Genomic DNA, 25,466 nt, shown 5'->3' with positions numbered 1-25,466 from the left:
TCATATTTCTCGTCCCTAAAGCCACGTTACGATCCCCATCCCGTTCATCGCCGCCTCGCTGCGTCTTCGCGCAAGTATCTGACGCCTCGAACCAAGTCGCCTTCCGCCTGTACCCACCACCCCCCTTACCTGGCATTATACCCATTGCTCTAGCCAGGTACCATCCTCTTCATACCACACTGGCATCCAGTACTTTTATGCCTCATCCATGTACTCAAACTCATATTTACCTATTCTTACCGTAGCGCCGGGAAAGACGCCGGCCCGCTGCAGGGCGTCCTCAAGGCCCTTTTGCCGTAAATAATTCTGCAGGCGGCGGACGGCCTCGTCGTTATCTAGATATGTCATGGCCACCCGCCGCTCGATTTCCCTGTTTTGCACAAGGAAAACGTCGCCTTCCCGGATGATGGTTATCTCTTCTGGTGTAAAGGCGGTTACCTTCTCCTCTTCGGGTTCAATTAAAGGTGCCGGCGGCGGCAGCCTTTCAAGCATCTCCGCCAGGTGATAAAGAAGGGGCTCAAGGCCGGCGCCGGTGGCGGCGGCGATGGGGAAAACGGGATAAGCGTCCGCCAAGCGGTCCTTTAGGTAGGCCACCTTTTCTTCGCCGCCGGGGACGTCCATTTTATTGGCGGCGATCACCTGGGGACGCCGGGCCAGCTGGGGGTTATAATGTTCCAGTTCTTTGTTAACTACCTGCCAGTTCCGCCAGACGTCTTCAGCGGGTAATGATACGTCGAGGACATGGACCAGGACCCTGGTGCGTTCGATGTGGCGTAAAAACTTCAATCCTAGGCCGGCACCCTGATGGGCGCCTTCGATGAGCCCGGGGATGTCGGCAACCACAAAGGATTTCCCTTCGTCCATACGTACCATGCCCAAAACAGGTGTCAGGGTGGTAAAGGGGTAATCGGCAATTTTGGGCCGGGCGGCGGATATCCGGGACAGGAGGGTGGATTTACCGGCATTGGGCATGCCGATCAACCCTACATCGGCCAGGAGCTTTAATTCCAGTATCAACCAGCGTTCTTCACCGGGTTCACCTTTTTCCGCATAAGTCGGGGCCCTGTCCGTAGGCGTCGCAAAGCGGGCATTGCCCCGGCCGCCGCGGCCTCCGGCCGCCACGACGACGCGCTGGCCCGGTTCCACTAAATCGGCCAAAATTTGGCCGGTAGCCGCGTCCCGGACTACCACCCCGACGGGCACCCGCAGGACTAAATCCGGCGCGCTGCGGCCGTGTTTATTCTTACCCTGACCGTGCTGGCCCCGCTCGGCCCGGTAATGGGTGCGGTAGCGGAAATCGACCAGAGTTCTTAAGGACGCATCGGCTTCCAGGATAACGCTGCCACCCCGCCCGCCGTCGCCGCCACTGGGTCCCCCGCGGGGCACATATTTCTCCCGCCGGAAGGCGACGATGCCGTTGCCACCGTCGCCGCCGCGGACGTAAATCTTAGCTTCGTCGTAAAACAAGGAAATTGCGTTCCTCCAACTAAGGTTTTAACTCAACCGTTTCTTGAAAAGCAGACTCATTTCGCCTCTGGCAGGTTCCCAGACAAAGGGTATTTGATGGTGTCCGGCCAGTTCGGCCAAGCGGGCGGCGTCGCCCTCGGGAAGAACCGCTTCTCCTCCGAATTTAAAAGACAGGCAATAACCGTCGGCGACCTCCGTCAGACTCACATTGAGGGTGCCGCCATCGCCGGCCAATGCCATGGCCAGATCCCAGGCGCTCTCCCACAGGGCAAGGGCCGCATCCTTTTCTAAATCCAGGTTCTCCATCATAGTATGTATGTCACATCGCAGGTTGATGCCTCGATTGGTTAGCTCTTCCATTTTTTTAAGAATCAATAAGGCCAGTTCCGGTTGCTTCAGGCGTAAAACGGTTCCCAGCCGTTCCAGCTCACCAACTACCTGTTCGAGGTAGCTGAGGGCCCTTTCGCCTTTTTTCAGCTGGATATAACCGTAGATGACCTGCAGATGGTTTAAAATGTCGTGTCGCTGCCAGCGCAACAAAGAAATGACTTCTCCTGCCTGCCAGGTCACGGCGGACACCTCGCCCTTTAAATATTATTTTTACCGATGTTTACAGCAGAAACCCCTGGATAATTCCAGGGGTTCTTTTTAACTGGCATAGACACTGACTTGTTTCTTCTCGCGGCCCTTGCGCTCGAAGCGCACTATGCCGTCCACCAGGGCAAACAGGGTATCGTCTTTGCCGATGCCCACGTTTACGCCCGGATGGATCTTGGTGCCCCGCTGGCGCACCAGGATGTTACCGGCCCTGACAAACTGGCCGTCCTGCCTTTTAACGCCCAGGCGCTTGGACTCGCTGTCACGCCCGTTACGGGAGCTGCCGACACCTTTTTTATGGGCAAATAGTTGTAAATCCATAATCATCGCGCCCACCCCCTTGAACCGGAATTGCTAGCTGGAAAACCGCCGATACTCTATCGCTACATAATCACCGTAATCTTCGGCTATGGCCCTGAGACCCGCGGCAATGGTCTTTAAAATAATCTGGGCCTTTTTTCGGCCGACGGGGCTTAAACCTTGAGCCAACCGGCACTCGAGGAAGCCCTCCCTCAAGGTTACTACGGGTTCTTCCTCCAACTGTTCCCTCAGGCTCAACACCGCCGTCTGGGCGAGGGCCGATACGGCGGCACAGACGATATCCTCCCCCTTCGGCCGGAAACCGGCATGACCGGTAACGGTTAAGCCAAAAAGGCTTCCGTCCTTGTCCTGCCAGAAGACGATCTTAATCATTAAACCTCGATTTTCTCTATCCGCAGCCGGGTATATGGCTGGCGGTGTCCCTGCTTGCGACGGTAATTTTTCTTGGGCTTATACTTGAATACTATTATCTTTTTACCCTTACCGTGGGCCTCTACGGCGGCGGTGACCCTTGCTCCCTCAACGTAAGGAGCGCCAACCTTGAGTTCGGCGCCTTCGCCCACGGCCAGCACCTTATCCAGAACTACCTTTTCTCCTGCGGCAACCGGCAGCTTCTCCACCCGGATGACGTCGCCTTCCTGCACCCGGTACTGTTTACCGCCGGTGGAAATAATGGCGTACAAACTTAAATCCCCCCAAGCTAAGACTCGCCGCCGCAGGGTACCCTGGTGCGGTTTTGAAACCCCCGGCGAGCGGTTTAAAACTCTGGTGCGGCTTTTTGCAGTTTATCACATTTTCCCAAGGGCTGTCAAGCATCGTCCACGATCCGCGCCCGGGCGTAGGTGCGGTAAACCCGGGTGATTTCCACTGGCACCTCCTGTCCGAGGTAGGCGGCACCGCCGGGGATATCGAGGACAAAGCCGTCCACCCGTGCGATGCCGTCGTCGAGGTTAACGGTATGGATGCCTTCTATGGTCACCTTCAAAACCTGCCCGGCCTTCACGGGAGCGGCCAGTTCGGCGATCTCCCGGCGGTCAAAGATCTCTATCAGCCGCACTTCCTCCACATGAAGGTCTTCATTTCCCTTGATAATGAGCTTTTTCCCGGCCCGCTGCTCCAGAAGGCGCATTTTGCCGCCCCCCGGCCCGATGAGGAGGGCAGCCACCGCCGGGTTGGCTTCCACCAAAAGGGCCGGCGCCCGGCTTTCTGATGCCAGCTGCATTACCTTCTTCCTGGCCTGAAGGGCTATCGTCTCCTCCGACAGGACTTTGCCCGTACCGTGGCAGTACGGGCAATCCTGCTGGAGCATACTTCCCAGTTCTGCCTGATCTTTCTTCCGGGTCATTTCCAAAAGTCCCAGGCGGGTAAAACCTAAAATATGGGTCTTCGTTTTATCCCGGGCCAGTTCATTCTGGAGGACTTTGATCACCTGTTCCTGATGGGCTGGATTTTCCATATCGATAAAATCGATGACTATAATCCCGCCGATATTGCGCAACCGCAGCTGCCGGGCGACTTCCACCGCCGCCTCCAGGTTGGTCTTCAGGACGGTTTCCGCCAGGTTGTGGCGGCCAACGTATTTACCGGTATTGACGTCAATGGCCGTCAGGGCCTCCATCTGGTCGATGATCAGATAACCGCCGCATTTTAACCACACCTTGCGCTTGAGGGCCTGTTCCACCTGGCTCTGAACGCCGTAAAGGGCAAAAAGGTCAACTCCTTCCTTGAGTACTACCCGCCTGCGGAGTTCGGGCGCCAGAACCGCAAGTTGGTCCAAAATCCTGGTATAGGCGGTACGGGAATTGACCAGGAGCCTGTCGACATCCTCTGTGTATACATCCCTTAGAATTCTAACGGAAAGCTCTGCATCGCGATGTAATAAGCGCGGCGCCCTGCTCTTCAAAGCCAGCTCCCGGATGGCCTTCCAGGTAAGGCAGAGGGAGCGCAGATCTTCCTTCAGCTCTTCCAGACTCGCGCCGGCTGCGGCCGTGCGGGCGATCAGGCCCATGCGGTGGGGTTTAACCGCCCGCAAAAGCTCTTTCAACCGCTCCCTTTCTCCGTTGCCGCCGATCCGGCGCGAAATGCCTGTATAATTTACCGTAGGCATAAGGACCAGGTAGCGGCCCGGCAGGGTGATCTGGGTGGTGACCCGGGCGCCTTTGGTCCCCCGGGGTTCCTTGACCACCTGCACCAAAACTTCCTGGCCTACCTTGACCACATCGCCGATACGCCGGCGGCTTCCAACCCCTTCCTCCCCCAGGGCCTTCAGGCCATAGGTATCGTCGATAAAAAGAAAGGCGTTTTTCTCCAGGCCGATATCGACAAAGGCGGCCTGCATGCCGGGAAGAACGTTGGCCACCCGGCCCTTATAGATGTTGCCCACCAGGCGTGCCCGGGCATCACGCTCCATATATATTTCCATCAGGCGGCCGTCTTCTAGTACGGCCACGGCCGTTTCTTCAGCGTCTTCCTGGATAAGAATTTCCTTGTTCACTCTCTCTACCTTCTCGTAACAGCGCTGCGGTGACGGCCCCGGGCCGGGGAAGGAGGTTCAACAAACTCTTCCGGTGTCAGGAGCCTGCCGTTTTGACGAATAAACAGTCCGGTACGCGTCAGCCGGTACGTTCCTTCCAGGGCCAATGCCTGAAGGACTTCTTCCGGGCGCACAACTCCTTTGGCGCTGCATTCCAGGAGCATATCCAAAAAACCATTGTCTAAAACATCGAGGCGGTAAACCCCGGGCCGGATGTCCTTTACCCCGGTACCCTCCTTACTTGACCGCACGACTTCGATCACCGGCGCGGCTAAAAGGGCCGACACCCTTTCGCGAATCGTCTCCGCGTCCTTTGGTTCATCCCAGGATACGCGGTAGGCGGCCGCATTAATTACGGACGTTAAAGCCGGCGCCCCTTCTGGAACCGACAAGACCAGGATGAGCTCCAGCCCCACCGGCAGTTCGGCCCCGAGCCTCTCTTTTATCTCTTCGTCGGAAAGGGGGTGAGCCAATTCAACGTCCAGATATTCGGCCAGGCCCTCGATGCCTACGGCCAGAGCGGGGCCAAAGGAAAGGCGGGGATGGGGATTAAAACCGCGGCTGTAGGCCAGGGGCAGGCCCGCCCGCCGCATGGCCCGCTGCCAGAGGCGGAGCATCTCCAGGTGCCCCAGATAAACCGTCCAACCACCCTTACGGTACTTTATTCTAAACCGCATGGCCCGGGGAACCTCCCTTCAGGATAAGGTCGACCCCCAGACCCGGACAAACGCCGCAGCCGCTGCATCTCCCCGAACGACAGTCGGCCGTGACCCGTCCCTCCCGGGCGCGCCGCCGCTCTTTTTTTAAGAAGGCCTTACTTACACCAAAGTCCAGGTGATCCCATGGAAAAACTTCATCGTCACGGCGCGGGCGATAGGCGTAAAAGGCCGGATCAATCCCCGTTTCCCGGAAGGCTTCTTCCCAAAGGGTGAAATTAAAGTGTTCCGTCCAACCCTCCAACCTGGCACCGCGGCGCCAGGCCGCAGCAATGGCTTTACTTAAACGCCGATCACCTCGGGAAAGGACCGCCTCGATAAAGCTGACCTCGGCCTCGTGCCAGTTAAACTTCATTCCCGGTCCTTTGAGATGGCGGCGCAACATCTCTTGTTTCCTTTTGATTACTTCTATACGGTCCTGGGGTTCCCATTGAAAAGCAGTCCAGGGTTTGGGGACAAAAGACGATACACTCACGGTCACCGTCGGCCTGCCCCCGGGGGCCAGTTTTCTGCCCACGTCGAGGATGCGGCGGGCTAGATGGACTATTCCCAGGAGATCTCCTTCCTCCTCCGTCGGCAGACCGATCATAAAGTACAGCTTAATTGCCTGCCATCCCGCCCGGAAGGCCTCCGCGGTTGCCGTCAGGATGTCTTCCTCATCGACGCCCTTATTAATAACGTCCCGTAGACGCTGGCTGCCCGCTTCGGGGGCAAAGGTCAGGGTGCTTTTCCGCACCCGCTGGACGGCTTCCGCCAGGCGGACGCTGAAGGCATCCACCCGTAAAGATGGCAGGGAAATGCTCACTCCCCGGTCGGCATAGGCGGCGGTCAGGGTTTGGGCCAGCTCCTCCACCCTGGAATAATCGGCCGTACTTAAGGAGGTAAGGGAGATTTCTTCGTGGCCGGTATGGCGCACCAGCTCCTCGGCCTGACGCAGGAGAAGGGCGAGATCCCTTTCCCTTACCGGGCGGTAAATGGCGCCTGCCTGGCAGAAACGGCAGCCGTGGGTGCAGCCGCGCATGACCTCCAGCATGATGCGGTCGTGGATAACCTCAAGGAAGGGGACAATGGGCCGCGTCGGGAAATAGGCGGTGTCCAGATCGGGGATGACTCTCTTTGATACCCGCGCGGGCACGCCTTTCTCCCGGGGCACGACCTCTGCCACGGTGCCGTCATCATTATATTTTACCTCATACAGGGAAGGGACGTAAAAGCCGGGCAGACCGGCAATAGTCTGCAAAACCCGGCGGCGGTCGTTAATTGTCCCCTTCTTTTTCAAGTCGGCCACCAGGGCCAGCAGCTCAGGCAAGGCTTCCTCGCCGTCGCCTAAAAGAAAAGCATCAAAAAAAGGGGCCAACGGTTCCGGATTGGCCGCCCCCGGCCCCCCGCCGATAATTAGAGGATGGGCGGCGGTACGCTCCCCGGCCAGAAGGGGTATACCGGCCAGGTCGAGGATATTAAGGATAGTGGTATAGCTCATTTCGTACTGCAGGGTAAAGCCTAAAACGTCGAACTCATATAAAGGACGGTGGGATTCCAGGCTGAAAAGAGGGATGTGATTTTGCCGCAACAGGGCCTCCAAATCGGGTCCCGGGGCAAAGGCCCGCTCCATCAGCATACCCGCCCGTTCATTGACGGCACCATAGAGGATGGCCAGGCCCAAATGGGACATACCTACTTCATACAAATCGGGATAAATAAAGGCCATGCGGGCCGGATTTTCTTCCCAGTCCTTGTGTACGGCATTCCACTCCGTACCCAGATAACGGGACGGCCTGCTGACCCGACTTAACAATTTTTCCAGTTCACCGTCTCGCAATTTATTGCCTCCAGCCTTAAAGTTCTTGGTAATTAGTATAACAGGAAATCGCAAAAAAATATAGGTAATGATACCTACTTGCGCAAAAGCTCACCAATGGTACTGTTTCCTTGTTCCAGAAGGGTTTGCATGATTTCTGTTTCTGTAAGGATGCCTTCTAAACGACCTTCCCTGCCGACCACGGCCACCAGGTTAAAGGAATGGGGCGAAAAGAAACGGGCCACCCTGGCCAGGGTTAAACCGGGATCGGCCGCCAACCAGAAAATCTTTCCGGCCGGCACTTGCTCCCCTTTGATGGCCCTTTTGGCCCTCTGCCGCCAGAAATCCTGCCAGAACATATAAGGCGCCGTCTCCCCTTCCTGTCGGGCTGTATAATAGATAAAAAGACCCAGGACCAGGCCCTGAAGGTCCGTCAGGCGATAGATAAAGCCGATTATGCTCCCCGCGCCCAGTAGAAAGGCCAGGGTATAACCGCCGTAAACACCCGCGAGGGTAGCCCGATACAATCCTGCCCTTCTAGCCTGCCAGGCGCGGAAGATGCGGCCGCCGTCCAGGGGTAGTCCCGGCCAGAGGTTAAAAAGGCCGAGGATAATATTTGCCTGATGAAAAAAATGAAACCAGGCCGGCACCCCATCAATGATGAGAAAAACCGGGGACGTCGCCAAGGCAAGGAGAAAACTTCCGGCAGGCCCGGCCAGGGCTATCAAGGCTTCATCAGCTACGTCCTCCATAAAACCGCGCCCCCCGGGTCGGCAAAGGCGGGCCACCCCGCCAAAGGGAAAGAGTTCCACCCCGGTGACCTGCCAGCCGCGACGGGAAGCCGCCAGAACGTGGCAGAATTCGTGCCAGGCCACGGCGGTAAACAAAAGGAGGGCCTGGGGAAAAACCCCTACGAGAAAGTAAAGGCCGAGGAGGAGGAGAAAATAATCGTTTAGAATTACTTCTGTCCCCTTAATGCGCCCGGCGCGCATGGCTTAAATCTGGGAAGGGAAGTTTAAAAGGGCTTCTGGATCGACAGGCCGACCGTCCCGGCGCACTTCAAAATGGAGGCGGGCCGCCGGGTCCGGTGCCAGGACGGCGATGACTTCACCCTTTTCCACCGCCTGTCCCGGCGTCACTTTAACCTGACCCAGGGTGCCGTAAAGGGTGACCATACCCCCGCCGTGGTCCAGTTCCACGACTAGCCCCAACACCGGGTCCGGCCCGGTTCTGATGACTTTTCCCGCCAGGGCGGCCCGCACTTCCGCTCCTCCCGCGGCCTGGATGTCAATGCCGTTATGAAAATACTGCCGGCCTTCGATCACCACCGGGCCGTATTTTTGAACGATGTTCCCGGCCAGGGGCACGGCCATAGCCGGTGAAGTCGCTCCGGCAGTTGCCGAGACGGCGTTTCCTTCCTGCCGCAGAAAATGGAAAACCCAGCGGTCGTAAGCATCCAACCACATGGTTGAACGCACCGCCTGGGCAAGGACAGGTGTAAAATCGGCCGCCGGATCGGCCAGGTAATGGCGCAGGCCGGTCTTTAGGGGCCGCGCCCAGGGGTCGTCCAGGCGAAAAAGTAGGGTTACGGCGAGCCATATAAGGCCGGCGGCGATACCCTGGCGTAATAACCGGCTGCGCCTTTTTGCCGGCGGCAGGGTACGCCCCGGCCCCTTACATCCCCCCAGGGGGGCACCTTTAACTTCCTCCCAATCCCAGTTGTCCCGCACTCTATCTCCCCCCGGACAAGCGTCTTTCTTTATTTATATATATGCCTCCGGGGGGCGGGTATGACGGTTTGCTAGAAATGGAGGTCCCTTTGCCCCCGGCAGATTCCCTCCAGCCGCCTTGCTATTTCGTTCCGCAGATGGTCGTCGGGAATAGAGGCCAGGGAGGCGGCAATTACCTTGTCCCCTTGCTCCCGTAGTTCCGGCGGCCCCTGGGTCACCAGATATTCTTTTAAGCTCAAGAGGGCGTTGGGCAGGCAATAGCGCTGGATGTCCCCTTCCCTTGCCAGGGCTGTGAAGCGCCTGCCGGTGCGGCCTAAGCGGTAGCAGGCCGTGCAGAAACTGGGTAAATGGCCGTGTTCTAACAGCATGGCCACCATGGCCTTCAAAGGCCTGTGATCGCCGACTTCAAATTGGGCTGCCGGCTCTTCGGGTTCGGCGTAACCGCCGGGGCTCACACAGGATCCGGCAGAAATCTGGGAAATACCCATATCTACCAGCTCATCACGCAGTTCCGGCCGCTCCCGGGTGGTCAGCACCAGGCCTACATAGGGCAGGGCCAAACGGTAGACGGCCACGACCTTACGGAAGGCGGTATCGCTTAAAGGATAAGGCACCTCCTTCAGCGCCGCCCCCAGGGCAGGTCTAAGACGCGGCACAGACATAGTGTGGGGGCCGGCGCCGAAGGCCTGTTCCAGGCTGCGGGCATGACTGATGGCCGCCAGAACTTCAAAGCGGTAGTCATAAAGCCCCAGGAGGGGACCCATACCCACATCGCCGAATCCGGCGGCCATGGCCCGGTGCATGACCGTCAGGCGCCAGCCGTAGTCGGCCTTCGTCCCTGCAGGATGCATGAGGCGGTAAGTAGGGGGATGATAGGTTTCCTGGAAGCACTGGTAAACGCCCGCCCCCGCTTCTTTGAGCCGGCGAAAACCGTCGACCGTCTGAGGGGCCACGTTAAGATGGACGATGCGTAAAGGAGAATAGCGGTAGACCGCTTCCACGGCCCGGCACAGATAATCAATGTCGGCGCCGGGTCCACCTTCGCCGGCAACCAGAAGGACCCGCTGGAAGCCCTGTTCGGCCAGGGCCCGGGCCTCCTTCCCGATTTCTTCCGGGGTGAGCTGCCGACGCTTCAATCCCCTGTTGTCGCGGCGGAAGGCACAGTAGAGGCAGTTGTTGCTGCAGTAATTGCTGATATACAGGGGCGCAAAAAGGACTATCCTGCGGCCGTAAACCCGCTCCTTTACGTCGGCCGCCGCCTGGTATACCATCTTGAGTTCTGCCTCTTCTTCTATATTTAGGATGGCGGCTGCTTCTTCCAGGGTCAGCCCCTTTAAGGAGCGGGCCTTGTGCAAAATGTCCTGCAGGGCCCTGGCCGAAGGAGGCGGCGTCGGTACCAGTTCTACAACGGCCCGGGTATCGACTATCGTCTTAAGGGGCCCTTGATATTCATAAGCCGGCACGTTCATAACGGGCACCCCCCTTTAGCGACCAATCATGCCTTCGGTGGGACTACTGGGACTGGCGTACGTCTTTTTGGGAATCCTGCCGGCCAGATATCCCTGCCGCCCGGCAATCACTGCCTGGCGCATGGCCGCGGCCATCAGTACGGGGTCGCGGGCCTTGGCTATGGCCGTGTTAATCAGGCAGGCCGCGGCGCCGATTTCCATGGCCAGGGCGGCGTCGGAAGGGGCGCCGATGCCGGCATCGACGATCACGGGCACATTGACGCGGTCGATGATGAGCTTGATGGCATCAAAGTTGGGCAGACCCTGGCCCGAGCCGATGGGCGAACCCAGGGGCATGACGGTGGCCGCTCCCGCTTCTACCAGACGGCGGGCCACAACAACGTCCTGGGTGGTGTAAGGGAGGACAATAAAGCCTTCCTCCACGAGGATGCGTGTGGCCTCAATGGTCGCTACGGGATCCGGCAGGAGGGTTTCCTCATCGCCGATGATCTCCAGTTTAACCATGTTGGACAGGCCGGCTTCCCGGGCCAAGCGCGCCAGGCGCACCGCTTCTTCAACGGTGGTGGCCCCGGCGGTATTGGGTAAAAGGGTTATTTTGTCCAGATCCAGGTAATCTAAAAGGGAAGGACCCGGCGACTGGAGATTCATCCGGCGGACGGCTACCGTAACTATTTCCGCTCCGGAAGCGGCTATGGCTTCCCTCATGACCTCCATGGTGGCATATTTACCGGTACCGACCATCAGGCGGGAATTGAAGGCGCGCCCGGCGATTACGAGTTTGTCATCCATACGAAAATACCTCCCTATATGCGATATCCCTTCGCGGCAACCGCCGCTATCAACCTCCGCCTACCAGGCGGATGATCTCGATTTCGTCCCCTTCGGTAAGAACGGTTTTCCCGTAGTCCTGCCGCGGTACAACCTGCCTGTTGCGTTCCAGGGCCATATAGCGGTCGTTTATCCCCAGGGTTTGCAGGAGTTCGGCAACGGTTAGGCCGGCCTGGAATTCCCGCTCTTCACCGTTCACCTTTAACCGCATGGCATTTCACCTCCTTGTCAGGGCCTTTTTCAACCCGGCCACGGCCGCAGCCGGATCTGAAGGGGACATGACGGCCGACATTACGGCCACCCCGCGGGCGCCGGCAGCCAAGCACAGAGCGGCATTTTCGGCGTTGATGCCGCCCAGGGCGATAGTTGGTATACCAACACCGGCCGCAACTTCCCCCAGGGCGGTAAGCCCTCGCGGGGGTATTCCTTTCTTGGAGGCCGTGGGAAAGACGTGACCGAACAAGATATAATCGGCTCCGGCCCGCTCCGCTTCCCTGGCGGCCGCCAGGCTGTGTACGGAAACGCCCACGATTTTATCCGGCCCCAGCAGCCTCCGGGCTGTGTCCGGCGGCAGGGAGCTCTCCCCCAGGTGGACTCCGTCGGCATTTACGGCCAGGGCGACATCAACCCGGTCGTTGATTAAAAGGCGCGTTCCCGACGGCAGCGCCGCCTTGATATCCAGGGCCAATTTGTAGAGCTCCCCGCCGGGCAAATCCTTTTCCCTTAACTGCAGGAAATCTACCCCCGCTAGCCGTGATACGTGCTCCGCTAAAGGACGCGGGGTCAGACGGCGGTCGGTGATGACGTAGAGCCAGGCCAGGCGCTGACACCTCCCTTCTCCCTTTATAAATAAAACCGGCGCCCTCCCTTGATGGAGGGCACCGGTCTTTGACATTTTAGTATCCCTCCGCAGGCATTACCCTGATCAGGTCAATGGGTCAGGTGCTCACTAGCCCTTTCTCAGCCCCTAACAGGAGCTCCCCGCCGTATTAATTTTATAGTAATTATGCCATTTTTAATTCTATGAAGCAAATATTGTTAAAGTTTATTTTTGCCGTTTTTTACTTATTTGCCCTCCCGCATTGCCCCGGGCGGCAATTTTTACAAAAAAAGACCCGGGGATATTCTCCCCAGGTCTTTTATTTTTAATAATCCATTCCTCCAGGCGGCATGGGGGGATTCTTTTCTTCCTTGGGAATCTCGGCAATCAAGGCTTCGGTGGTCAGCACCATGGAGGCGATGCTGGCCGCATTCTGCAGGGCGCTCCGGGTAACCTTGGCGGGATCGACGATACCGGCCTTCACCATATCGACATACTGTTCGGTGACGGCGTCGAACCCGATGCCCGGTTTCTCGTTGCGCACCCGCTCCACAATAACCGAGCCTTCCAGACCGGCGTTGGCCGCGATTTGCCGCATGGGTTCTTCCAGAGCACGTTTAATGATGTTGATGCCCACGGCCTCATCGCCTTCGGCCTGGAGTTTTTCCACGGCCGGGATGCAGTGGACCAGGGTGGCGCCACCGCCGGGAACGATGCCTTCCTCAACGGCGGCCCGGGTGGCGGCCAGGGCGTCTTCAACCCGGTGTTTCTTCTCCTTCAATTCGGTTTCGGTGGCCGCACCGACACGGATAACGGCTACGCCGCCTGCCATCTTGGCCAGACGTTCCTGCAGTTTCTCCCGATCGTAGTCGGAATCGGTTTCTTCAATCTGTTTCTTAATCTGGGCAATGCGGCCGTCAATAGCCTCTTTCTTGCCGTAGCCTTCGACGATGGTGGTCTTTTCTTTAGCGATCTTGACCTTCTTGGCCCGGCCGAGCATATGGAGGTCGACGTTCTCCAATTTGACGCCCAGATCTTCGGAGATAAAGGTACCTCCCGTGAGTATGGCGATATCTTCCATCATGGCCTTGCGGCGGTCACCAAAGCCCGGGGCCTTTACGGCAGCGCAGTTTAATGTACCGCGCAGCTTGTTGACCACCAGGGTGGCCAGGGCTTCGCCTTCCACGTCCTCGGCAATGATGACCAGGGGTTTGCCCGTCCGGACCACCTTCTCCAGGAGGGGCAGCAGGTCGTTGATGGCCGAGATTTTCTTTTCATGGATAAGTATATAGGGTTCCTCAAATTCGGCTTCCATGGCCTCGGCATTGGTAACAAAATACGGCGATACATAGCCGCGGTCGAATTCCATACCTTCCACTACTTCTACGGTAGTGGCCGTGCCTTTGGATTCTTCTACGGTGATGACGCCGTCTTTGCCGACCTTCTCCATGGCATCGGCAATGAGCTCACCGATTTCGCGCTCATTGGCGGCAATGGAAGCCACCTGGGCGATGCTTTCTTTGGATTCTACGGGGATGCTGATCTTTTTGATCTCTTCGACAACCGCTTCTACGGCCCGGTCAATTCCCTTCTTAATGAACACGGGATTAGCACCGGCGGCCACGTTCTTCAGGCCTTCCCGGACAATGGCCTGGGCCAGAACGGTAGCAGTGGTTGTCCCATCGCCGGCCACATCGTTGGTCTTGGAAGCAACTTCCCGGCAGAGCTGGGCCCCCATGTTTTCATAGGGATCTTTCAGCTCGATTTCTTTGGCCACAGTTACCCCGTCTTTGGTGATGACCGGGGAACCAAATTTACGTTCTATAACAACATTGCGGCCCTTAGGACCAAGGGTGACTTTAACCGCATCGGCAACCGCGCTGACACCCCTCTCCAGGGCGCGCCTGGCTTCGGCATTAAAAGCCAGTTGTTTGGCAGCCATGTTTCTTACCTCCTCCTGTTCAATTTAATTGCTTTTATTTCTCTTTAATAGCCAGGATGTCGCTGTCGCGGATAATCAGGTATTCCTGGCCTTCGTATTTGACTTCCGTACCACTGTATTTGGCAAAGACCACAATGTCGCCCACCTTGACCTCCGGCGCTACCCGGGTACCATTTTCCAGGAGTTTACCCGGTCCTACGGCTACGACCTCCCCTTCCTGGGGTTTTTCCTTAGCCGTATCCGGCAGTACAATACCTCCCTGGGTTTTTTCTTCGCCGGTCAGGACTTTAAGTACTACCCTGTCGGCAAGCGGTTTCAGCATGTAGACTCCTCCTTTCACGGCATTTAGCGGAGTTGTTGTTAGCACTCACCTTTCCTTAGTGCTAACAGCCAATTATTAATATACACAAGGGGTTCCCACTTGTCAATAGGACCCAGTGCTAAAAAAGGATTTTTTGCCTCCTGAGGTTAACATTGAGAACCAAACCTAAGGCCAGCATGTTAGCAAGCATAGAGCTACCGCCGTAGCTGAAGAGGGGTAAGGGAATGCCGGTGACGGGCATAATGCCGGTAGTCATGCCCACATTGACCAGGATATGGAAGGCAAAAGTGGAGGCTACGCCACTGACGAGAAGGGCACCGAACATGTCCTTGGCGTGGGCGGCAATGCGCAGCATACGGTAGAGAAGAATAAAATAAAGGCCGAGAACGCCCACGGCGCGCACGAAGCCCAGTTCTTCGCCGACCACCGAAAAAATGAAATCCGTATGGTGCTCGGGCAAGAAATTAAGCTGGGCCTGGGACCCCTGGCGCCAACCTACCCCCCACCAGCCGCCGGAGCCGATGGCGATCTGGGACTGGATGACGTGATAACCGGCTCCCGTGCCTCCCTGGCCGTCATTATAGGGATTGAGGACGACCACCAGCCGTCGCAGCTGATAGTCCTCTAGGGGTAAAGGCAGGCCGAAGCGAAAATGGGCAAAAAGGGCCAACCCCGCAATGGCTATACCGCTGCCGGCAATAATTAACAGGAGCCTAGGGTTGGCTCCCCCCACATACAACATGCCGAATAGAATGGCCAGCAGCACCAGGGAGGTACCCAGGTCGGGCTGCTTTAAAATCAACAGCATGGGCAGCGCCACATAAACAAAGGGTAAAATAAGGTCCTGCCAGCGATTTAACCGTCCCTGGCGCTTGTCCAAAAAGCAGGCGAGGGTAATGATGGTTATGGTTTTGGCAAATTCCGAAGGCTGGAGGAGGAAAAAACCCAGATTGATCCACCGCTGGGCCCCTTTGGCCTGATGCCCGATGAGAAAAACCGCCGCCAGTAAAATTAAATTAAAGACGTACAGGGCGTGATGGTAGCGTTTCAGCTGTTCGTAATCGATGAGTAGCACCAAAAACAGGCCGACGAGGCCTATCAAAATCCATATCAGCTGTTTTTTAACGTAGTAATAAGGATCGGGGGCCATATTGGCTCCCGCACTGCTTAAGACGGCCAGGCTTACGGCCAATATGGCGGCAACACTGCCGACAAAATAATAATCGAGGTTGCGCCAATGACGGCGTTCCAGCATCGTTCTTCCCGCCCTTCACCCCACTATTATATAACAGCAGGAGAGGGCAGGCCATAATAAAAAAGCGGCAAAAAAATCCCCCCGGAAGACCGGAGGGGTATTTATCAGGCTTTGGCGGCTGTTTCTGTGCCGGTTTTAAAGGTCCGCTTGACCCTCAATATAGGTATGTTGGCCACCAGGGCAACTGAATCGTTTTCCTGATTTAGGCTGACTTCTAATCCCGCCGTATCGATATCCATATATTCGGAAATGACCTTGATGAGATCGTTTTTCAGGGCTTCCAGCAAATGGGGGGAAACGCCTGCCCGGTCATGGACCAGCACCAGACGCAGGCGCTCTTTGGCGATTTTTTTACTGGACGTGGTTTCGCGCCCGAAGAAGCGTAATAAGAATTCCAGCACCCACCCCTTGCCCCCTTCCTAGCCCAGGCCGATAAGCCTGCGGAGCCTGGCCATGATGCCGTTTCCAGCGTCCCAGTTCAAAAAGGGAACTTCTTCGCCCGTCAAGCGGCGGGCTATGTTGCGGTAGGCCTGGCCGGCCCGGGAGTGCTTATCCAGCACGGCCGGTTCGCCGCGGTTGGTGGAGATGACGATGTACTCATCTTCTGGTACCACACCGATAAGATCGATGGCCAGGATTTCCAGCATATCTTCGATGTCCATCATATCGCCCCGGCGTACCATATCCGGGCGCAGGCGGTTGATAATGAGACGCGGGGGTTCCATCTCGGCCGCTTCCAGAAGGCCGATGATACGGTCGGCGTCCCTGACGGCGGCCACTTCCGGTGTAGTAACAACAAGGGCCTTTTCCGCGCCGGCAATGGCATTTTTAAAGCCCATTTCAATGCCGGCAGGACAATCGATCAAGACAAAGTCATACTCTTCGCGTAGCTGGGCCGTCAGATCGATCATCTGCTGCCGGCTGACGGCCGTCTTGTCCCGCGTTTGGTTTGCCGGCAACAGATAGAGGTTGTCCAGCCTTTTATCCTTAATCAATGCCTGCTTCAAACGACAGCGTCCCTCGACAACGTCGAGGAGATCATAAACTATCCGGTTTTCCAGGCCCATGACCACGTCCAGGTTGCGCAAGCCGATATCCGTATCCACCAGGACAACCTTTTTACCCAGGCTGGCCAGGCCGGTACCGAGGTTGGCCGTCGTCGTCGTTTTGCCAACCCCACCCTTACCGGAAGTGATGACGATCACTTCACCCATTTTGTTCCTCCTCTTCTTCTATCTTGCTCCTCGAAATCCAGCGCCTTTCGCCGCCGGGTTGGTATTTTTCAATGACGACTGCTTCATCCCGCACACGGGCGATCTCCGGTTCTTCCGCATTACCCGGACCTTCATTGTCAGGGGCCCGGGAAACATAACCGGCAATGCGCAGCTGGGTGGGCTGGAGCCGAAAAGCCAGAACCACGGCTTTTTCATCGCCTTCGGCCCCGGCATGAACCACTCCCCTTAATGTGCCCATAACTATAACGTGACCGCTGGCTACTACCTCGCCGCCAGGATGAACGTCGCCCATGACCACCACGTTCCCGGGATATTCGTAACGCTGGCCGGAACGTATCGTACGGCATACCAAAAAGGTTTTATACGTCACCTGCTGGGTACCTGCCCCGGTCTCATTACCAGTTGAAGAACACACGCCGATACTCCTCCTCGATACCGGGCGGCAGAATCCGCTTCGGCTTATATTTTTTTCTACACTGCCGAGGTAAATCCTGCCGCATCAGGAAAAAAGATGGGGTCTTTTTTCCCCATCTTCTCAGCAAAAAGGGACGCCGGCTGACATTATTCCACGGAAACGCCGTAAAAAGGTTTATTCAAAATATCTGTAAGGCCAAAGTACTGGGCGAAAACTTCCCGGGCCACCACGCCGGCAGAATCACCGCCGTGGCGGGCGTATTCGATAATGACGGCGATGGCAATCTCGGGGTCGTCGTAGGGGGCAAAGGCCACAAAAAGGCCATGAAAATCGCTGTTTTTATCATCGCCGGCCAGCCCTGTCTGGGCGGTGCCGGTTTTGGCGGCCACCTTGATGTCGGGAGGGAAATCGCGGAAGAGAAAGGCGGCCGTACCGTCGGCGCTCTGGGTCACGGCCAGCATGGCCTGCCTTACCTGGGCCATGGCCTCCTGGGAAACCGCCACCCTTTCCATCACTTCAGGCCGGTACTCCTTCTTTAAAGAACCATCGGCGCCGATCACTTTGTCTACCACATAAGGACGCCAGCGAGTCCCGCCGTTGGCCAGGGTGGCGATATAGTTGGCCAGCTGGATGACGGTGTAATTGTTATCCCCCTGGCCGATGGCCGTGTTATAAGTGTTAAAGGGCTGCCAGGTGGTGTTAAAGTTGTAATTAATCTGGTATTCGGCCCTGATCTGCCGCAGCTCCTGTTCCTTTTGTTTAAGGAGCTTTTCCCTTTCCTCGGGGGCGGCTGCGGCAAGGAGGTCTACATATTTTTTTTCGATGCGCTGTTCCTGGTTCTTTAACCAGCGGTCCCAGTAAGGGGCGTTGATTTGCTTTTTCCATTCCGGGGTGGGCAAAATACCTTTAGCTTCCCCCTGAAGGCCAACGATCCCCGTCGGTTGTCCCAGGCCGAACTGCCTTGCCACATCATCGATTTTCTCAATTCCGGCCAATTCCCCGGCCCACTGGAAATAGGTATTGCAGGACACGGCCATACCCCGGTACATATTAACGTTACCGTGGACCGCCCAGCAGGTAATGCCCCCCGGTTTCCAATAACGGCCGGTATCGTATATGGTATCCTGGGGCTTCACCACCCCGGCATCCAGGGCGGCCATGGCCGTAATGGGCTTAAAGGTCGAACCCGGGGGATAAACACCCTGAATGGCCCGGTTGAATAAGGGTTTCAGGCGGGGATCGTTATAATAACTTGCCTTTTTGGCGTAAGAGCCGTTGACAAAATCGTTGGGATCTATATCGGGTTTGCTGGCCATGGCCAGAACGGCCCCGCTTTTTACGTCCAGGACCACCGCCGCCCCGCCGCCCGCCTTGGGGTTCTGTTTCTTGGTGGCGGCAATCACTTGGTCCATGGCCTTTTCCAGGGTCTGCTGGAGTTTTAAGTCAATGGTTAACTGGACGGTATCGCCCGGGGTAGGCGGCAGGGTTACCAGATCCCGCACCTTGCGGTTGGCGGCGTCTACTTCTACCTGTTCGGCCCCTTTTTTACCGCGCAGACCCATTTCCAGATTGCCGTCGTTATAATATTCCAGAAAAGCCTCAATGCCGCTTTTACCTATTTTATCGTTGATGCCGTAATTATCTTCTTTTCTAGTTTCAAGTTCCTCCTGGGTGATCTGACCTACATAGCCTAAAAGATGGCCGGCCAGGGGGCCGTAAGGATAATAGCGCTGGGGTTCTTCAATAATATTTACCCCCGGCAGTTCTTGCCGGTGTTCCTCGAGACGGGTCACCGTGGCCATGGCTTCCGGGTCGCTCGCCGGAAGCCTTTTGATTTCCGTAGATTGGTAACGGTAAGGATTGTTGGCAATGAGTTCTTTAATGGCCGCAGGCGTCAGTTCGGGATCCTGGAGCAAAGCGGCAAGGTTGTTGATAACGGTATCTAGATCCTGGTTGGGGACGCTGCGCAGGCTAACGATATATACCGGCTGGCTGGTGGCCAAAACCTGCCCGTTCCTGTCCAGGATGTCGCCACGGCGGGCCTCGATGGGATTGATGCGGATTCTATTTTCGGCCGACTGCTTGCTGAATTCCTGGGCGTTGACAATCTGCAGAAAAAACAGCCGGGAAGTCAAAAGGAGAAAGATAAAAATAAGAATTCCCAAAAAGCCTTTAAGCCTTTGAGAAAGCCTCAGCTTCCAGCTTTCCTTTTCCCGATCCCCCATGCCGTTCCTCCTTGATACAGGCCGTATCCAACCAGGGCCAGGCCGGCGTTATAAAAGGCCATGGGTACGATAACGGTTAATATGCCGGCCGTCCAGGGGTACTTGAAACCCACCGCATGCCCCAGCAGCAGAAATAAGATACCCTGACCGATGGTTGCCGCAAAGGCGAGGAGGGCCGGCGCCAGCAGGTTTTCCTGGTTTAACCATTCCTTGCTAAGACCCACCAGGTAACCGGTCACCATCCTGGTCAGGGCATTGAGGCCTATAAATTTCGCCAAAAAAAGATCTTCCATCAGCCCGTAAAAAAAACCCAGCATACCTCCCCGGGAGGCTCCCTTCAGGAAGGCAAAAATGATAAGGGTCACGGTGAGCAGATCGGCCTTGACTCCGGCCATTTTGAAGGCCGGCAGCACCGTGGCCTGCAAAACAAGTCCTGCTGCACCTAAGAGCAGCATTCCCATAAACTGCAATACTTATTGCCCCCCCTTGACCCGCGTAATGACCAGAACCTCCTCCAGCCGATCGAAATCAACCGCCGGTTCGATAATGGCCCGCTTCATCAAGCCGTCGGGTTCAGGCAAAACCTTTACCACCGTTCCCAGGGGCAGGCCTTTAGGAAAGATGCCGCCTAGGCCGGAGGTCACTACCACTTGATGTTCCATAACGGGGGCGTCACGGGCTATATGAATCATCTGCAAATAACCGCGGTAATCAGGGCTGCCCTCGACGACACCCGGCGTCCGGTTGACCTGGATCATGCCGCCGACGGCGCCCTCGCGATCGAGGAGGAGCAAAACTTCTGCCGTATTGGGAGTAACGGCGACGATGCGGCCGACTACCCCGGCGGTAGTGACCACCACTTGATCCTTCATAAGTCCCGCCCTGGTTCCGAGGCCCAGGGTTATGGTATGGTACCAGTTGGAGGGGCTGCGGCCGATGACCGGGGCCACAGTAAAATCAAAGTTATTGCGGTTAACCTGGGTATACTGCAGGAGGGCCCGCAGACGGGCATTCTCCTGGCGGTATTCTTCCATCTGGACGGCAGCCGCCCTTAAGGCGGCTATTTCCTGCTGCAGGGCCTGGTTTTCCGCCTGAAGGCGTCCGTAATTCTTTACGGCCGTAAACAATACCCCGGTTTTGTTTACCGCCAGGGTAATAACCCTTTCCACCGGCGCCAGGAAGTCCCTTAAACCCTCTTCTACATTGCTTAAGCGGTCCCGCTGGGGGGGTGTTATGCGCATGAGAAAGTAAAGACCTGCCGCAGCTACAAGGATTAAAGTGAGGGGAATGACGAGCTTCCGCCCCTTCAGGCCCAAAGCTCCTCCCCCCTTTAACTAAAACGCTGCGCCGGCATTAGCACCCGTTTAAGGACTTCAATATTTTCTAGAACTTTACCCGTGCCTATAGCTACGGCCGTCAGAGGATCTTCGGCCATGTACACGGGCATGCCCGTTTCCTGGCTCACCAGGCGATCCAGGCCCCAGAGGAGGGAGCCGCCGCCAGCCAGGACGATACCCCGATCCATCAAATCGGCGGCCAGTTCGGGTGGCGTCCTTTCCAGACAGACCTTGATGGCCTCCAGGATGGCAGCCACCGGTTCCGCCAGGGCTTCCTGAATTTCCGTGGCCGTAACTTCAACGGTTTTGGGCAGTCCGGTGACCAGATCCCGCCCGCGGACGGCGTAGGTACGGTTTTTGCGGGCCTGATCCTCTTCCGTATCGCCGAAAAAGGCCGCTCCCAGCTCGATTTTTATCTCTTCGGCCGTTCGCTCGCCGATCATCAAATTGTACATGCGCTTGATGTACTGGGCAATGGCTTCATCCATTTCGTCGCCGCCGATACGAATGGAGCGGCTCGTGACGATCCCGCCCAAAGAAATAACGGCCACCTCGGTGGTTCCGCCGCCGATATCAACGATCATGTTACCCGTGGGCTCATATACCGGTAGCCCTGCGCCGATGGCCGCTGCCATGGGCTCTTCAATAAGATAGGCTTCCTTGGCTCCGGCCTGGAAGGCCGCCTCCCGGACAGCACGCGCTTCTACGGCCGTTACGCCGGAAGGAACCCCCACCACCACCCGCGGCCGCACCAGGAAACCTTTGGAAATGGATTTTTCGATAAAATAACGCAGCATGCTCTGGGTGACATCGAAATCGGCAATAACCCCGTCTTTTAACGGGCGAATGGCGACAATATTGCCTGGAGTACGGCCGATCATGCGCTTGGCTTCTTCGCCGACGGCCAGGACGTTTCCCGTCCCCCGCTGGATGGCCACTACCGAAGGTTCACGAAGGACTATACCCTTGTTGCGGACGTGGACCAGGGTGTTGGCCGTTCCCAGGTCAATCCCGAGATCCCGGGCGAAAATCATAACTTTAACTCCTTCCTGCTCAATTCGCACCCATTATAGTACATGATATTCTGCAGGGCAACAGGTTAAAAATAGAATTATTGCGATGCACGCATTATATTAAATTTCGTTCCTTTAAACTAAAAAAGTGACCGTCGCCGATTATCAAATGGTCGAGGACCTCGATGCCCAGAATTCTGCCCGCCTCCACCAAGCGCCGGGTGACCATTATGTCTTCCTGGCTGGGAGTAGGATCGCCGCTGGGGTGGTTGTGGGCCAGGATAATTGCCGCGGCGCTGCGGCGAATGGGGTCTTTAAACACTTCCCGCGGGTGGGCCGGTGAAGAATTAAGGCTGCCGACGGAGACGTTGTCGATGCCGATTACCTGGTTTTTGGTATTTAAAGAGACGGTCCGGAAGTTCTCGCGGTCGAGGAAACGCATCTCGTCCATGAGGAGGCCCGCCACGTCCCAGGGGTTTTTAACGACCGTCCGCGATAGGTTAAAAGCCGCCAGGCGCCGTCCCAGCTCTAGGGCCGCCTTAAGCTCGGCCGCCTTGGCCAGTCCTATGCCCTTTTCCTGCCGCAACTCTTCCAGGGAAGCAGACGCCAGGTACTGAAGACCCTCGGGCCGGGAAAGGAGGCGCCGGGCCACGTCTATGGCCGTTTCCGTCCTCGTTCCCGTACGGATGAGGATAGCCAGCAGCTCGGCGTTGGACAGGGCCTGGGGGCCGGCGGTCAAAAGCCTTTCCCGGGGCCGCAAATCGGCCGGCATTTCCTTTATGGTCGTCCCCTTCGCCGTTTCTCCCTTCACTCTCCCTTTCCTCCCCATATATCTACGCCGAATTGCTCTAAAAGCTCCGTCACTTTCACCAGGGGGAGGCCGACGACGTTAAAATAGTCGCCGTTGATACCCTCCACCAGGAGGGCACCCCGTCCCTGGATGCCGTAGGCCCCGGCTTTATCCATGGGTTCTCCTGTGGCCACATAGGCGGCAATCACTTCCGGGGTCAGCCGCCGGAAGGTCACGTCGGTGACAGCATGGCTGGATTTCGCTTCGTTCCCCGGCGCCCTGACTACCGCCACCCCGGTATAAACGGTATGGGTGCGCCCGCTCAAGGCAAAAAGCATGGCGGCGGCTTCTTCCCTGGATTTTGGCTTTTCCAGCACCCGGCCGTCACAAACGACAATAGTATCGGCGCCGATAATGAGGCCTTCCTTTATCGTACGGGCCACCGCCCGGGCCTTGGCCAGGGCCAGCTGTTCCACCTTCAGGGCCGGCGGCAGGTAGTTAAAGGCTGTTTCATCCACCATGCTGGGATGAACTTCAAAGCTAAGCCCCAAACGCGCCAGCAACTCCCGGCGGCGCGGCGAAGCCGAAGCCAGGATCAACCTGTTCACTGGCAGGTTTACTTCCCACCCTTCAAACTACGGCGCAGGGCCAGGTTAAAGGTAATGAGCTCCAGGTTGACGGAGAGATCAACGTTGCGCAGCTCTATCCGTTCGGGGACGTTAATAACGCAGGGCGCAAAGTTCAATATGCCCTGGATGCTCGTCTCGGCCAGCTGATCAGCCACTTCCTGGGCGTGTTCCGCCGGCACGGCAATGATGGCTATCTGGGCCTTCTCTTTTTCGATAATCTCCTTCAGGCGCTCCATGGGATAGACTTCCACGCCGTTTAAGCGATAACCGATTTTGTGGGGAGCGTTGTCGAAAATGCCCACCACTTTAAAACCGCGCTCGCGGAAGCCGCCGTACATGGAGAGGGCCGTCCCCAAATTGCCGGCGCCGATGATGACCACCGACCAGGTGGTGTTGAGGCCGAGGATTTTAATGATATGCCAGTAGAGGTCCTTTACATTATACCCTACGCCCCTGGTGCCGAATTCACCGAAGTAGGCCAGATCCTTGCGTACCTGAGCCGGGCTGACGCCCGTTCCGTCGGCTATCTCCCCGGAAGAAATGGTCGTAATGCCCCGCCGGTCCACCTGGGCCAGGTAACGGGAGTATACCGACAGCCTGATGACGGTGGCTTCGGGGATTTTAAGGGTTTTCACCTATATATTCCCCCTCGTTGGCTCGAAATGACCTTGCACAAACAGCCTTTAAAAGATATTCGCTGTTGTTAAATAGAATCCTCTTTTTTGAGCTTTTTAAGCCATTCCCTTGCTTCTGCCACCATGTACAACGATCCTGTTACACAAATGAGGTCGGACGGCCCGGCAATATCTAATGCATGCCGCAGGGCGTCGGGGATATCTGCGACAACTTCGGCCCGTACCCCCAGGCGGCGAACCATAAGGGCCAGGGACTGCCAGTCGCCGGCGCGGGGGTTGTTCGGCCTGGTGACGATTACCCTGTCGGCCAGGGGGGCCAGCTCGGCCACGACCTTCTCCCGTTCTTTATCGGCAAGAATGCCCAGAACCAGAAATAAATGCCGGTAGGAGAACAATTCTTTTAAGGAGCGGCTCAAACTCCTGGCACCGTCGAGGTTGTGAGCACCGTCGATGACTACCATGGGGGCGTGATGCATTATTTCCAGCCGTCCCGGCCAAGAGGCCCGTGCCAGACCGCGGCGGATATCTCCTTCGGATACCATCAGGCCATGGTGATGTACGGCCGCCTCAATGACAGTCACGGCGGTGGCGGCGTTTTCCAGCTGGTGCCTGCCCAGAAGGGAAATCTTAAGGCCTTCGTAGTTATTAAGGAGACCTTTGAGATCCAGCTCCCCCCCCGAAAGACTCACGCCCTTTTCCTGCCAGGTAACATCCCGGCCGACAACATAAAGGGTGGCACCCTTTTCGCGGCAGACGTCCTCAATCACCGCCAGGGCTTCCGGCCGACGGGCGGCGGTCACCACCGTCCCGCCCTTTTTTATTATGCCGGCCTTCACCCGGGCTATGGCCTCGATGCTGTTCCCCAGGTACTCCATGTGGTCCATGCCGACGTTGGTGATGCAACTTACCAGCGAGGCGGGTATCACGTTCGTGGAGTCGATGGCACCGCCCAGGCCGACCTCCAGCACCACCAGTTCGACGCCTTCATCGGCAAAATATTTCAGGGCCGCTGCCGTAAGGACTTCAAACTCCGTGGGATGTTCGCAACCCGCCGCCACCATTTCTTCCAGGAGCGGTCTAAACCAAGTTAAGAGTTTTGCCAGTCGCTCCTCGGGAATGGACCTACCGTTAATTCTCATCCTTTCGGTATAAGAATGAAGGTGGGGTGAAGTGAAAAGGCCTACACGATAGCCCGCCTCTTCCAGGATTGCGGTGACCATGGCGGCTACCGACCCTTTTCCGTTGGTCCCGCCGATATGGAAAAAGCGCAGCCGTTCCTGGGGCAGACCGCAACGGCGGGTGAGTTCTTCAATTCGCTCCAGGCCCATGTTAAAGCCAAATTTAGTCAAATGCTTTAGAAATTCCAGGGATTCGCGGTAATCCACCCCG

The 25,466-nt window shown here is 57.0% G+C and carries 28 protein-coding genes and 1 riboswitch; all 28 genes read right to left on the bottom strand.

The window, feature by feature from the left end; all coding sequences use genetic code 11:
• Positions 1-195: 195 nt before the first annotated feature.
• The 28 genes from obgE to MHFGQ_RS02620 all read right to left on the bottom strand — a co-directional run bounded on the left by obgE (position 196) and on the right by MHFGQ_RS02620 (position 25,462).
• Positions 196-1,467 carry a GTPase ObgE gene (gene obgE, locus MHFGQ_RS02755; RefSeq protein WP_106004496.1) on the bottom strand — a complete coding sequence of 424 codons (1,272 nt, stop codon included), beginning with the start codon at positions 1,465-1,467 and terminating at the stop codon, positions 196-198.
• A 27-nt stretch (positions 1,468-1,494) separates the two neighbouring features.
• Positions 1,495-2,037 carry a Spo0B domain-containing protein gene (locus MHFGQ_RS02750; protein WP_106004497.1) on the bottom strand — a complete coding sequence of 181 codons (543 nt, stop codon included), beginning with the start codon at positions 2,035-2,037 and terminating at the stop codon, positions 1,495-1,497.
• A gap of 78 nt (positions 2,038-2,115) precedes the next feature.
• Complete coding sequence (gene rpmA / locus MHFGQ_RS02745) at positions 2,116-2,385, bottom strand: 50S ribosomal protein L27 (RefSeq protein ID WP_170066165.1); 270 nt, start codon at positions 2,383-2,385, stop codon at positions 2,116-2,118.
• Positions 2,386-2,418: 33 nt separating this feature from the next.
• Positions 2,419-2,757 (bottom strand): ribosomal-processing cysteine protease Prp, encoded by a 339-nt coding sequence (locus tag MHFGQ_RS02740; protein WP_106004499.1) that lies wholly within the window; start codon positions 2,755-2,757, stop codon positions 2,419-2,421.
• Complete coding sequence (gene rplU / locus MHFGQ_RS02735) at positions 2,757-3,068, bottom strand: 50S ribosomal protein L21 (RefSeq protein WP_106004500.1); 312 nt, start codon at positions 3,066-3,068, stop codon at positions 2,757-2,759. Before rplU ends, MHFGQ_RS02740 begins: the two co-directional genes overlap by 1 nt.
• Before the next feature lie 125 nt (positions 3,069-3,193).
• The gene (locus MHFGQ_RS02730) at positions 3,194-4,879 is read right to left on the bottom strand and encodes an Rne/Rng family ribonuclease (RefSeq protein ID WP_106004501.1); all 1,686 of its coding nucleotides are present in this window, start codon (positions 4,877-4,879) and stop codon (positions 3,194-3,196) included.
• Positions 4,880-4,884: 5 nt separating this feature from the next.
• Positions 4,885-5,595, bottom strand: coding sequence for a TIGR03936 family radical SAM-associated protein (locus MHFGQ_RS02725; RefSeq protein WP_106004502.1), 711 nt, complete (start codon positions 5,593-5,595; stop codon positions 4,885-4,887).
• Positions 5,585-7,453: a TIGR03960 family B12-binding radical SAM protein gene (locus tag MHFGQ_RS02720; RefSeq protein WP_106004503.1), complete on the bottom strand. Its 1,869-nt coding sequence runs from the start codon at positions 7,451-7,453 to the stop codon at positions 5,585-5,587. The genes MHFGQ_RS02725 and MHFGQ_RS02720 overlap by 11 nt, the downstream gene beginning before the upstream one ends.
• Before the next feature lie 74 nt (positions 7,454-7,527).
• Entirely contained in the window at positions 7,528-8,424 is an 897-nt protein-coding gene (locus MHFGQ_RS02715; protein WP_106004504.1) for a site-2 protease family protein, read from the bottom strand.
• 3 nt (positions 8,425-8,427) lie between these two features.
• The gene (locus MHFGQ_RS02710) at positions 8,428-9,162 is read right to left on the bottom strand and encodes a murein hydrolase activator EnvC family protein (RefSeq protein WP_106004505.1); all 735 of its coding nucleotides are present in this window, start codon (positions 9,160-9,162) and stop codon (positions 8,428-8,430) included.
• A gap of 71 nt (positions 9,163-9,233) precedes the next feature.
• Positions 9,234-10,631, bottom strand: a complete 1,398-nt coding sequence (gene hydG, locus MHFGQ_RS02705) for a [FeFe] hydrogenase H-cluster radical SAM maturase HydG (RefSeq protein WP_106004506.1) — start codon at positions 10,629-10,631, stop codon at positions 9,234-9,236.
• Between the two features lie 15 nt (positions 10,632-10,646).
• Positions 10,647-11,420 carry a thiazole synthase gene (locus MHFGQ_RS02700; protein ID WP_106004507.1) on the bottom strand — a complete coding sequence of 258 codons (774 nt, stop codon included), beginning with the start codon at positions 11,418-11,420 and terminating at the stop codon, positions 10,647-10,649.
• 49 nt (positions 11,421-11,469) lie between these two features.
• Positions 11,470-11,670, bottom strand: coding sequence for a sulfur carrier protein ThiS (gene thiS, locus MHFGQ_RS02695; protein ID WP_106004508.1), 201 nt, complete (start codon positions 11,668-11,670; stop codon positions 11,470-11,472).
• A gap of 6 nt (positions 11,671-11,676) precedes the next feature.
• Entirely contained in the window at positions 11,677-12,354 is a 678-nt protein-coding gene (gene thiE, locus MHFGQ_RS02690) for a thiamine phosphate synthase (protein ID WP_106004633.1), read from the bottom strand.
• Positions 12,345-12,453: riboswitch (TPP riboswitch) on the bottom strand. (Overlaps the previous gene by 10 nt.)
• A 151-nt stretch (positions 12,454-12,604) precedes the next feature.
• A complete protein-coding gene (gene groL, locus MHFGQ_RS02685; RefSeq protein WP_106004509.1) occupies positions 12,605-14,221 on the bottom strand; it encodes a chaperonin GroEL in 1,617 nt (538 codons plus the stop codon).
• Between the two features lie 34 nt (positions 14,222-14,255).
• On the bottom strand, positions 14,256-14,543 hold the full coding sequence (gene groES, locus MHFGQ_RS02680; protein ID WP_106004510.1) for a co-chaperone GroES: 288 nt from the start codon (positions 14,541-14,543) through the stop codon (positions 14,256-14,258).
• A gap of 118 nt (positions 14,544-14,661) precedes the next feature.
• Positions 14,662-15,798, bottom strand: a complete 1,137-nt coding sequence (gene rodA, locus MHFGQ_RS02675; RefSeq protein WP_106004511.1) for a rod shape-determining protein RodA — start codon at positions 15,796-15,798, stop codon at positions 14,662-14,664.
• Between the two features lie 104 nt (positions 15,799-15,902).
• Positions 15,903-16,199, bottom strand: coding sequence for a cell division topological specificity factor MinE (gene minE, locus MHFGQ_RS02670; RefSeq protein ID WP_106004512.1), 297 nt, complete (start codon positions 16,197-16,199; stop codon positions 15,903-15,905).
• A gap of 18 nt (positions 16,200-16,217) precedes the next feature.
• Positions 16,218-17,012 (bottom strand): septum site-determining protein MinD, encoded by a 795-nt coding sequence (minD, locus tag MHFGQ_RS02665; RefSeq protein ID WP_106004513.1) that lies wholly within the window; start codon positions 17,010-17,012, stop codon positions 16,218-16,220.
• A complete protein-coding gene (minC, locus tag MHFGQ_RS02660) occupies positions 17,005-17,448 on the bottom strand; it encodes a septum site-determining protein MinC (protein ID WP_170066144.1) in 444 nt (147 codons plus the stop codon). Before minC ends, minD begins: the two co-directional genes overlap by 8 nt.
• A 146-nt stretch (positions 17,449-17,594) precedes the next feature.
• Positions 17,595-19,673 (bottom strand): penicillin-binding protein 2, encoded by a 2,079-nt coding sequence (gene mrdA, locus MHFGQ_RS02655; protein WP_106004515.1) that lies wholly within the window; start codon positions 19,671-19,673, stop codon positions 17,595-17,597.
• Positions 19,640-20,134 (bottom strand): rod shape-determining protein MreD, encoded by a 495-nt coding sequence (gene mreD, locus MHFGQ_RS02650; protein WP_245907777.1) that lies wholly within the window; start codon positions 20,132-20,134, stop codon positions 19,640-19,642. Before mreD ends, mrdA begins: the two co-directional genes overlap by 34 nt.
• Before the next feature lie 12 nt (positions 20,135-20,146).
• On the bottom strand, positions 20,147-20,989 hold the full coding sequence (mreC, locus tag MHFGQ_RS02645; RefSeq protein ID WP_170066146.1) for a rod shape-determining protein MreC: 843 nt from the start codon (positions 20,987-20,989) through the stop codon (positions 20,147-20,149).
• A 14-nt stretch (positions 20,990-21,003) separates the two neighbouring features.
• Positions 21,004-22,044: a rod shape-determining protein gene (locus tag MHFGQ_RS02640; protein ID WP_106004517.1), complete on the bottom strand. Its 1,041-nt coding sequence runs from the start codon at positions 22,042-22,044 to the stop codon at positions 21,004-21,006.
• A gap of 94 nt (positions 22,045-22,138) precedes the next feature.
• Positions 22,139-22,795 (bottom strand): RadC family protein, encoded by a 657-nt coding sequence (radC, locus tag MHFGQ_RS02635; protein ID WP_343105543.1) that lies wholly within the window; start codon positions 22,793-22,795, stop codon positions 22,139-22,141.
• Positions 22,796-22,830: 35 nt separating this feature from the next.
• Positions 22,831-23,421: a Maf family protein gene (locus MHFGQ_RS02630; RefSeq protein WP_106004519.1), complete on the bottom strand. Its 591-nt coding sequence runs from the start codon at positions 23,419-23,421 to the stop codon at positions 22,831-22,833.
• Between the two features lie 8 nt (positions 23,422-23,429).
• Entirely contained in the window at positions 23,430-24,077 is a 648-nt protein-coding gene (locus MHFGQ_RS02625) for a redox-sensing transcriptional repressor Rex (RefSeq protein ID WP_106004520.1), read from the bottom strand.
• A gap of 68 nt (positions 24,078-24,145) precedes the next feature.
• Positions 24,146-25,462, bottom strand: a complete 1,317-nt coding sequence (locus tag MHFGQ_RS02620) for a bifunctional folylpolyglutamate synthase/dihydrofolate synthase (RefSeq protein ID WP_106004521.1) — start codon at positions 25,460-25,462, stop codon at positions 24,146-24,148.
• Positions 25,463-25,466: the final 4 nt, after the last annotated feature.

The organism is Moorella humiferrea, assembly GCF_039233145.1.
Lineage (GTDB): Bacteria > Bacillota > DSM-521 > Neomoorellales > Neomoorellaceae > Neomoorella > Neomoorella humiferrea.
This window is presented reverse-complemented; position numbering and strand designations above follow the sequence as displayed.

Bases quoted from the DNA above. Each gene is read 5' to 3' on its own strand.
- rpmA (WP_170066165.1), bottom strand. From the start codon at position 2,385: ATGGATTTACAACTATTTGCCCATAAAAAAGGTGTCGGCAGCTCCCGT.
- MHFGQ_RS02740 (WP_106004499.1), bottom strand. From the start codon at position 2,757: ATGATTAAGATCGTCTTCTGGCAGGACAAGGACGGAAGCCTTTTTGGC.
- MHFGQ_RS02725 (WP_106004502.1), bottom strand. From the start codon at position 5,595: ATGCGGTTTAGAATAAAGTACCGTAAGGGTGGTTGGACGGTTTATCTG.
- MHFGQ_RS02715 (WP_106004504.1), bottom strand. From the start codon at position 8,424: ATGCGCGCCGGGCGCATTAAGGGGACAGAAGTAATTCTAAACGATTAT.
- hydG (WP_106004506.1), bottom strand. From the start codon at position 10,631: ATGAACGTGCCGGCTTATGAATATCAAGGGCCCCTTAAGACGATAGTC.
- MHFGQ_RS02700 (WP_106004507.1), bottom strand. From the start codon at position 11,420: ATGGATGACAAACTCGTAATCGCCGGGCGCGCCTTCAATTCCCGCCTG.
- thiS (WP_106004508.1), bottom strand. From the start codon at position 11,670: ATGCGGTTAAAGGTGAACGGTGAAGAGCGGGAATTCCAGGCCGGCCTA.
- thiE (WP_106004633.1), bottom strand. From the start codon at position 12,354: ATGTCAAAGACCGGTGCCCTCCATCAAGGGAGGGCGCCGGTTTTATTT.
- groL (WP_106004509.1), bottom strand. From the start codon at position 14,221: ATGGCTGCCAAACAACTGGCTTTTAATGCCGAAGCCAGGCGCGCCCTG.
- groES (WP_106004510.1), bottom strand. From the start codon at position 14,543: ATGCTGAAACCGCTTGCCGACAGGGTAGTACTTAAAGTCCTGACCGGC.
- rodA (WP_106004511.1), bottom strand. From the start codon at position 15,798: ATGCTGGAACGCCGTCATTGGCGCAACCTCGATTATTATTTTGTCGGC.
- minD (WP_106004513.1), bottom strand. From the start codon at position 17,012: ATGGGTGAAGTGATCGTCATCACTTCCGGTAAGGGTGGGGTTGGCAAA.
- mrdA (WP_106004515.1), bottom strand. From the start codon at position 19,673: ATGGGGGATCGGGAAAAGGAAAGCTGGAAGCTGAGGCTTTCTCAAAGG.
- mreD (WP_245907777.1), bottom strand. From the start codon at position 20,134: ATGGGAATGCTGCTCTTAGGTGCAGCAGGACTTGTTTTGCAGGCCACG.
- MHFGQ_RS02640 (WP_106004517.1), bottom strand. From the start codon at position 22,044: ATGATTTTCGCCCGGGATCTCGGGATTGACCTGGGAACGGCCAACACC.
- radC (WP_343105543.1), bottom strand. From the start codon at position 22,795: ATGCCGGCCGATTTGCGGCCCCGGGAAAGGCTTTTGACCGCCGGCCCC.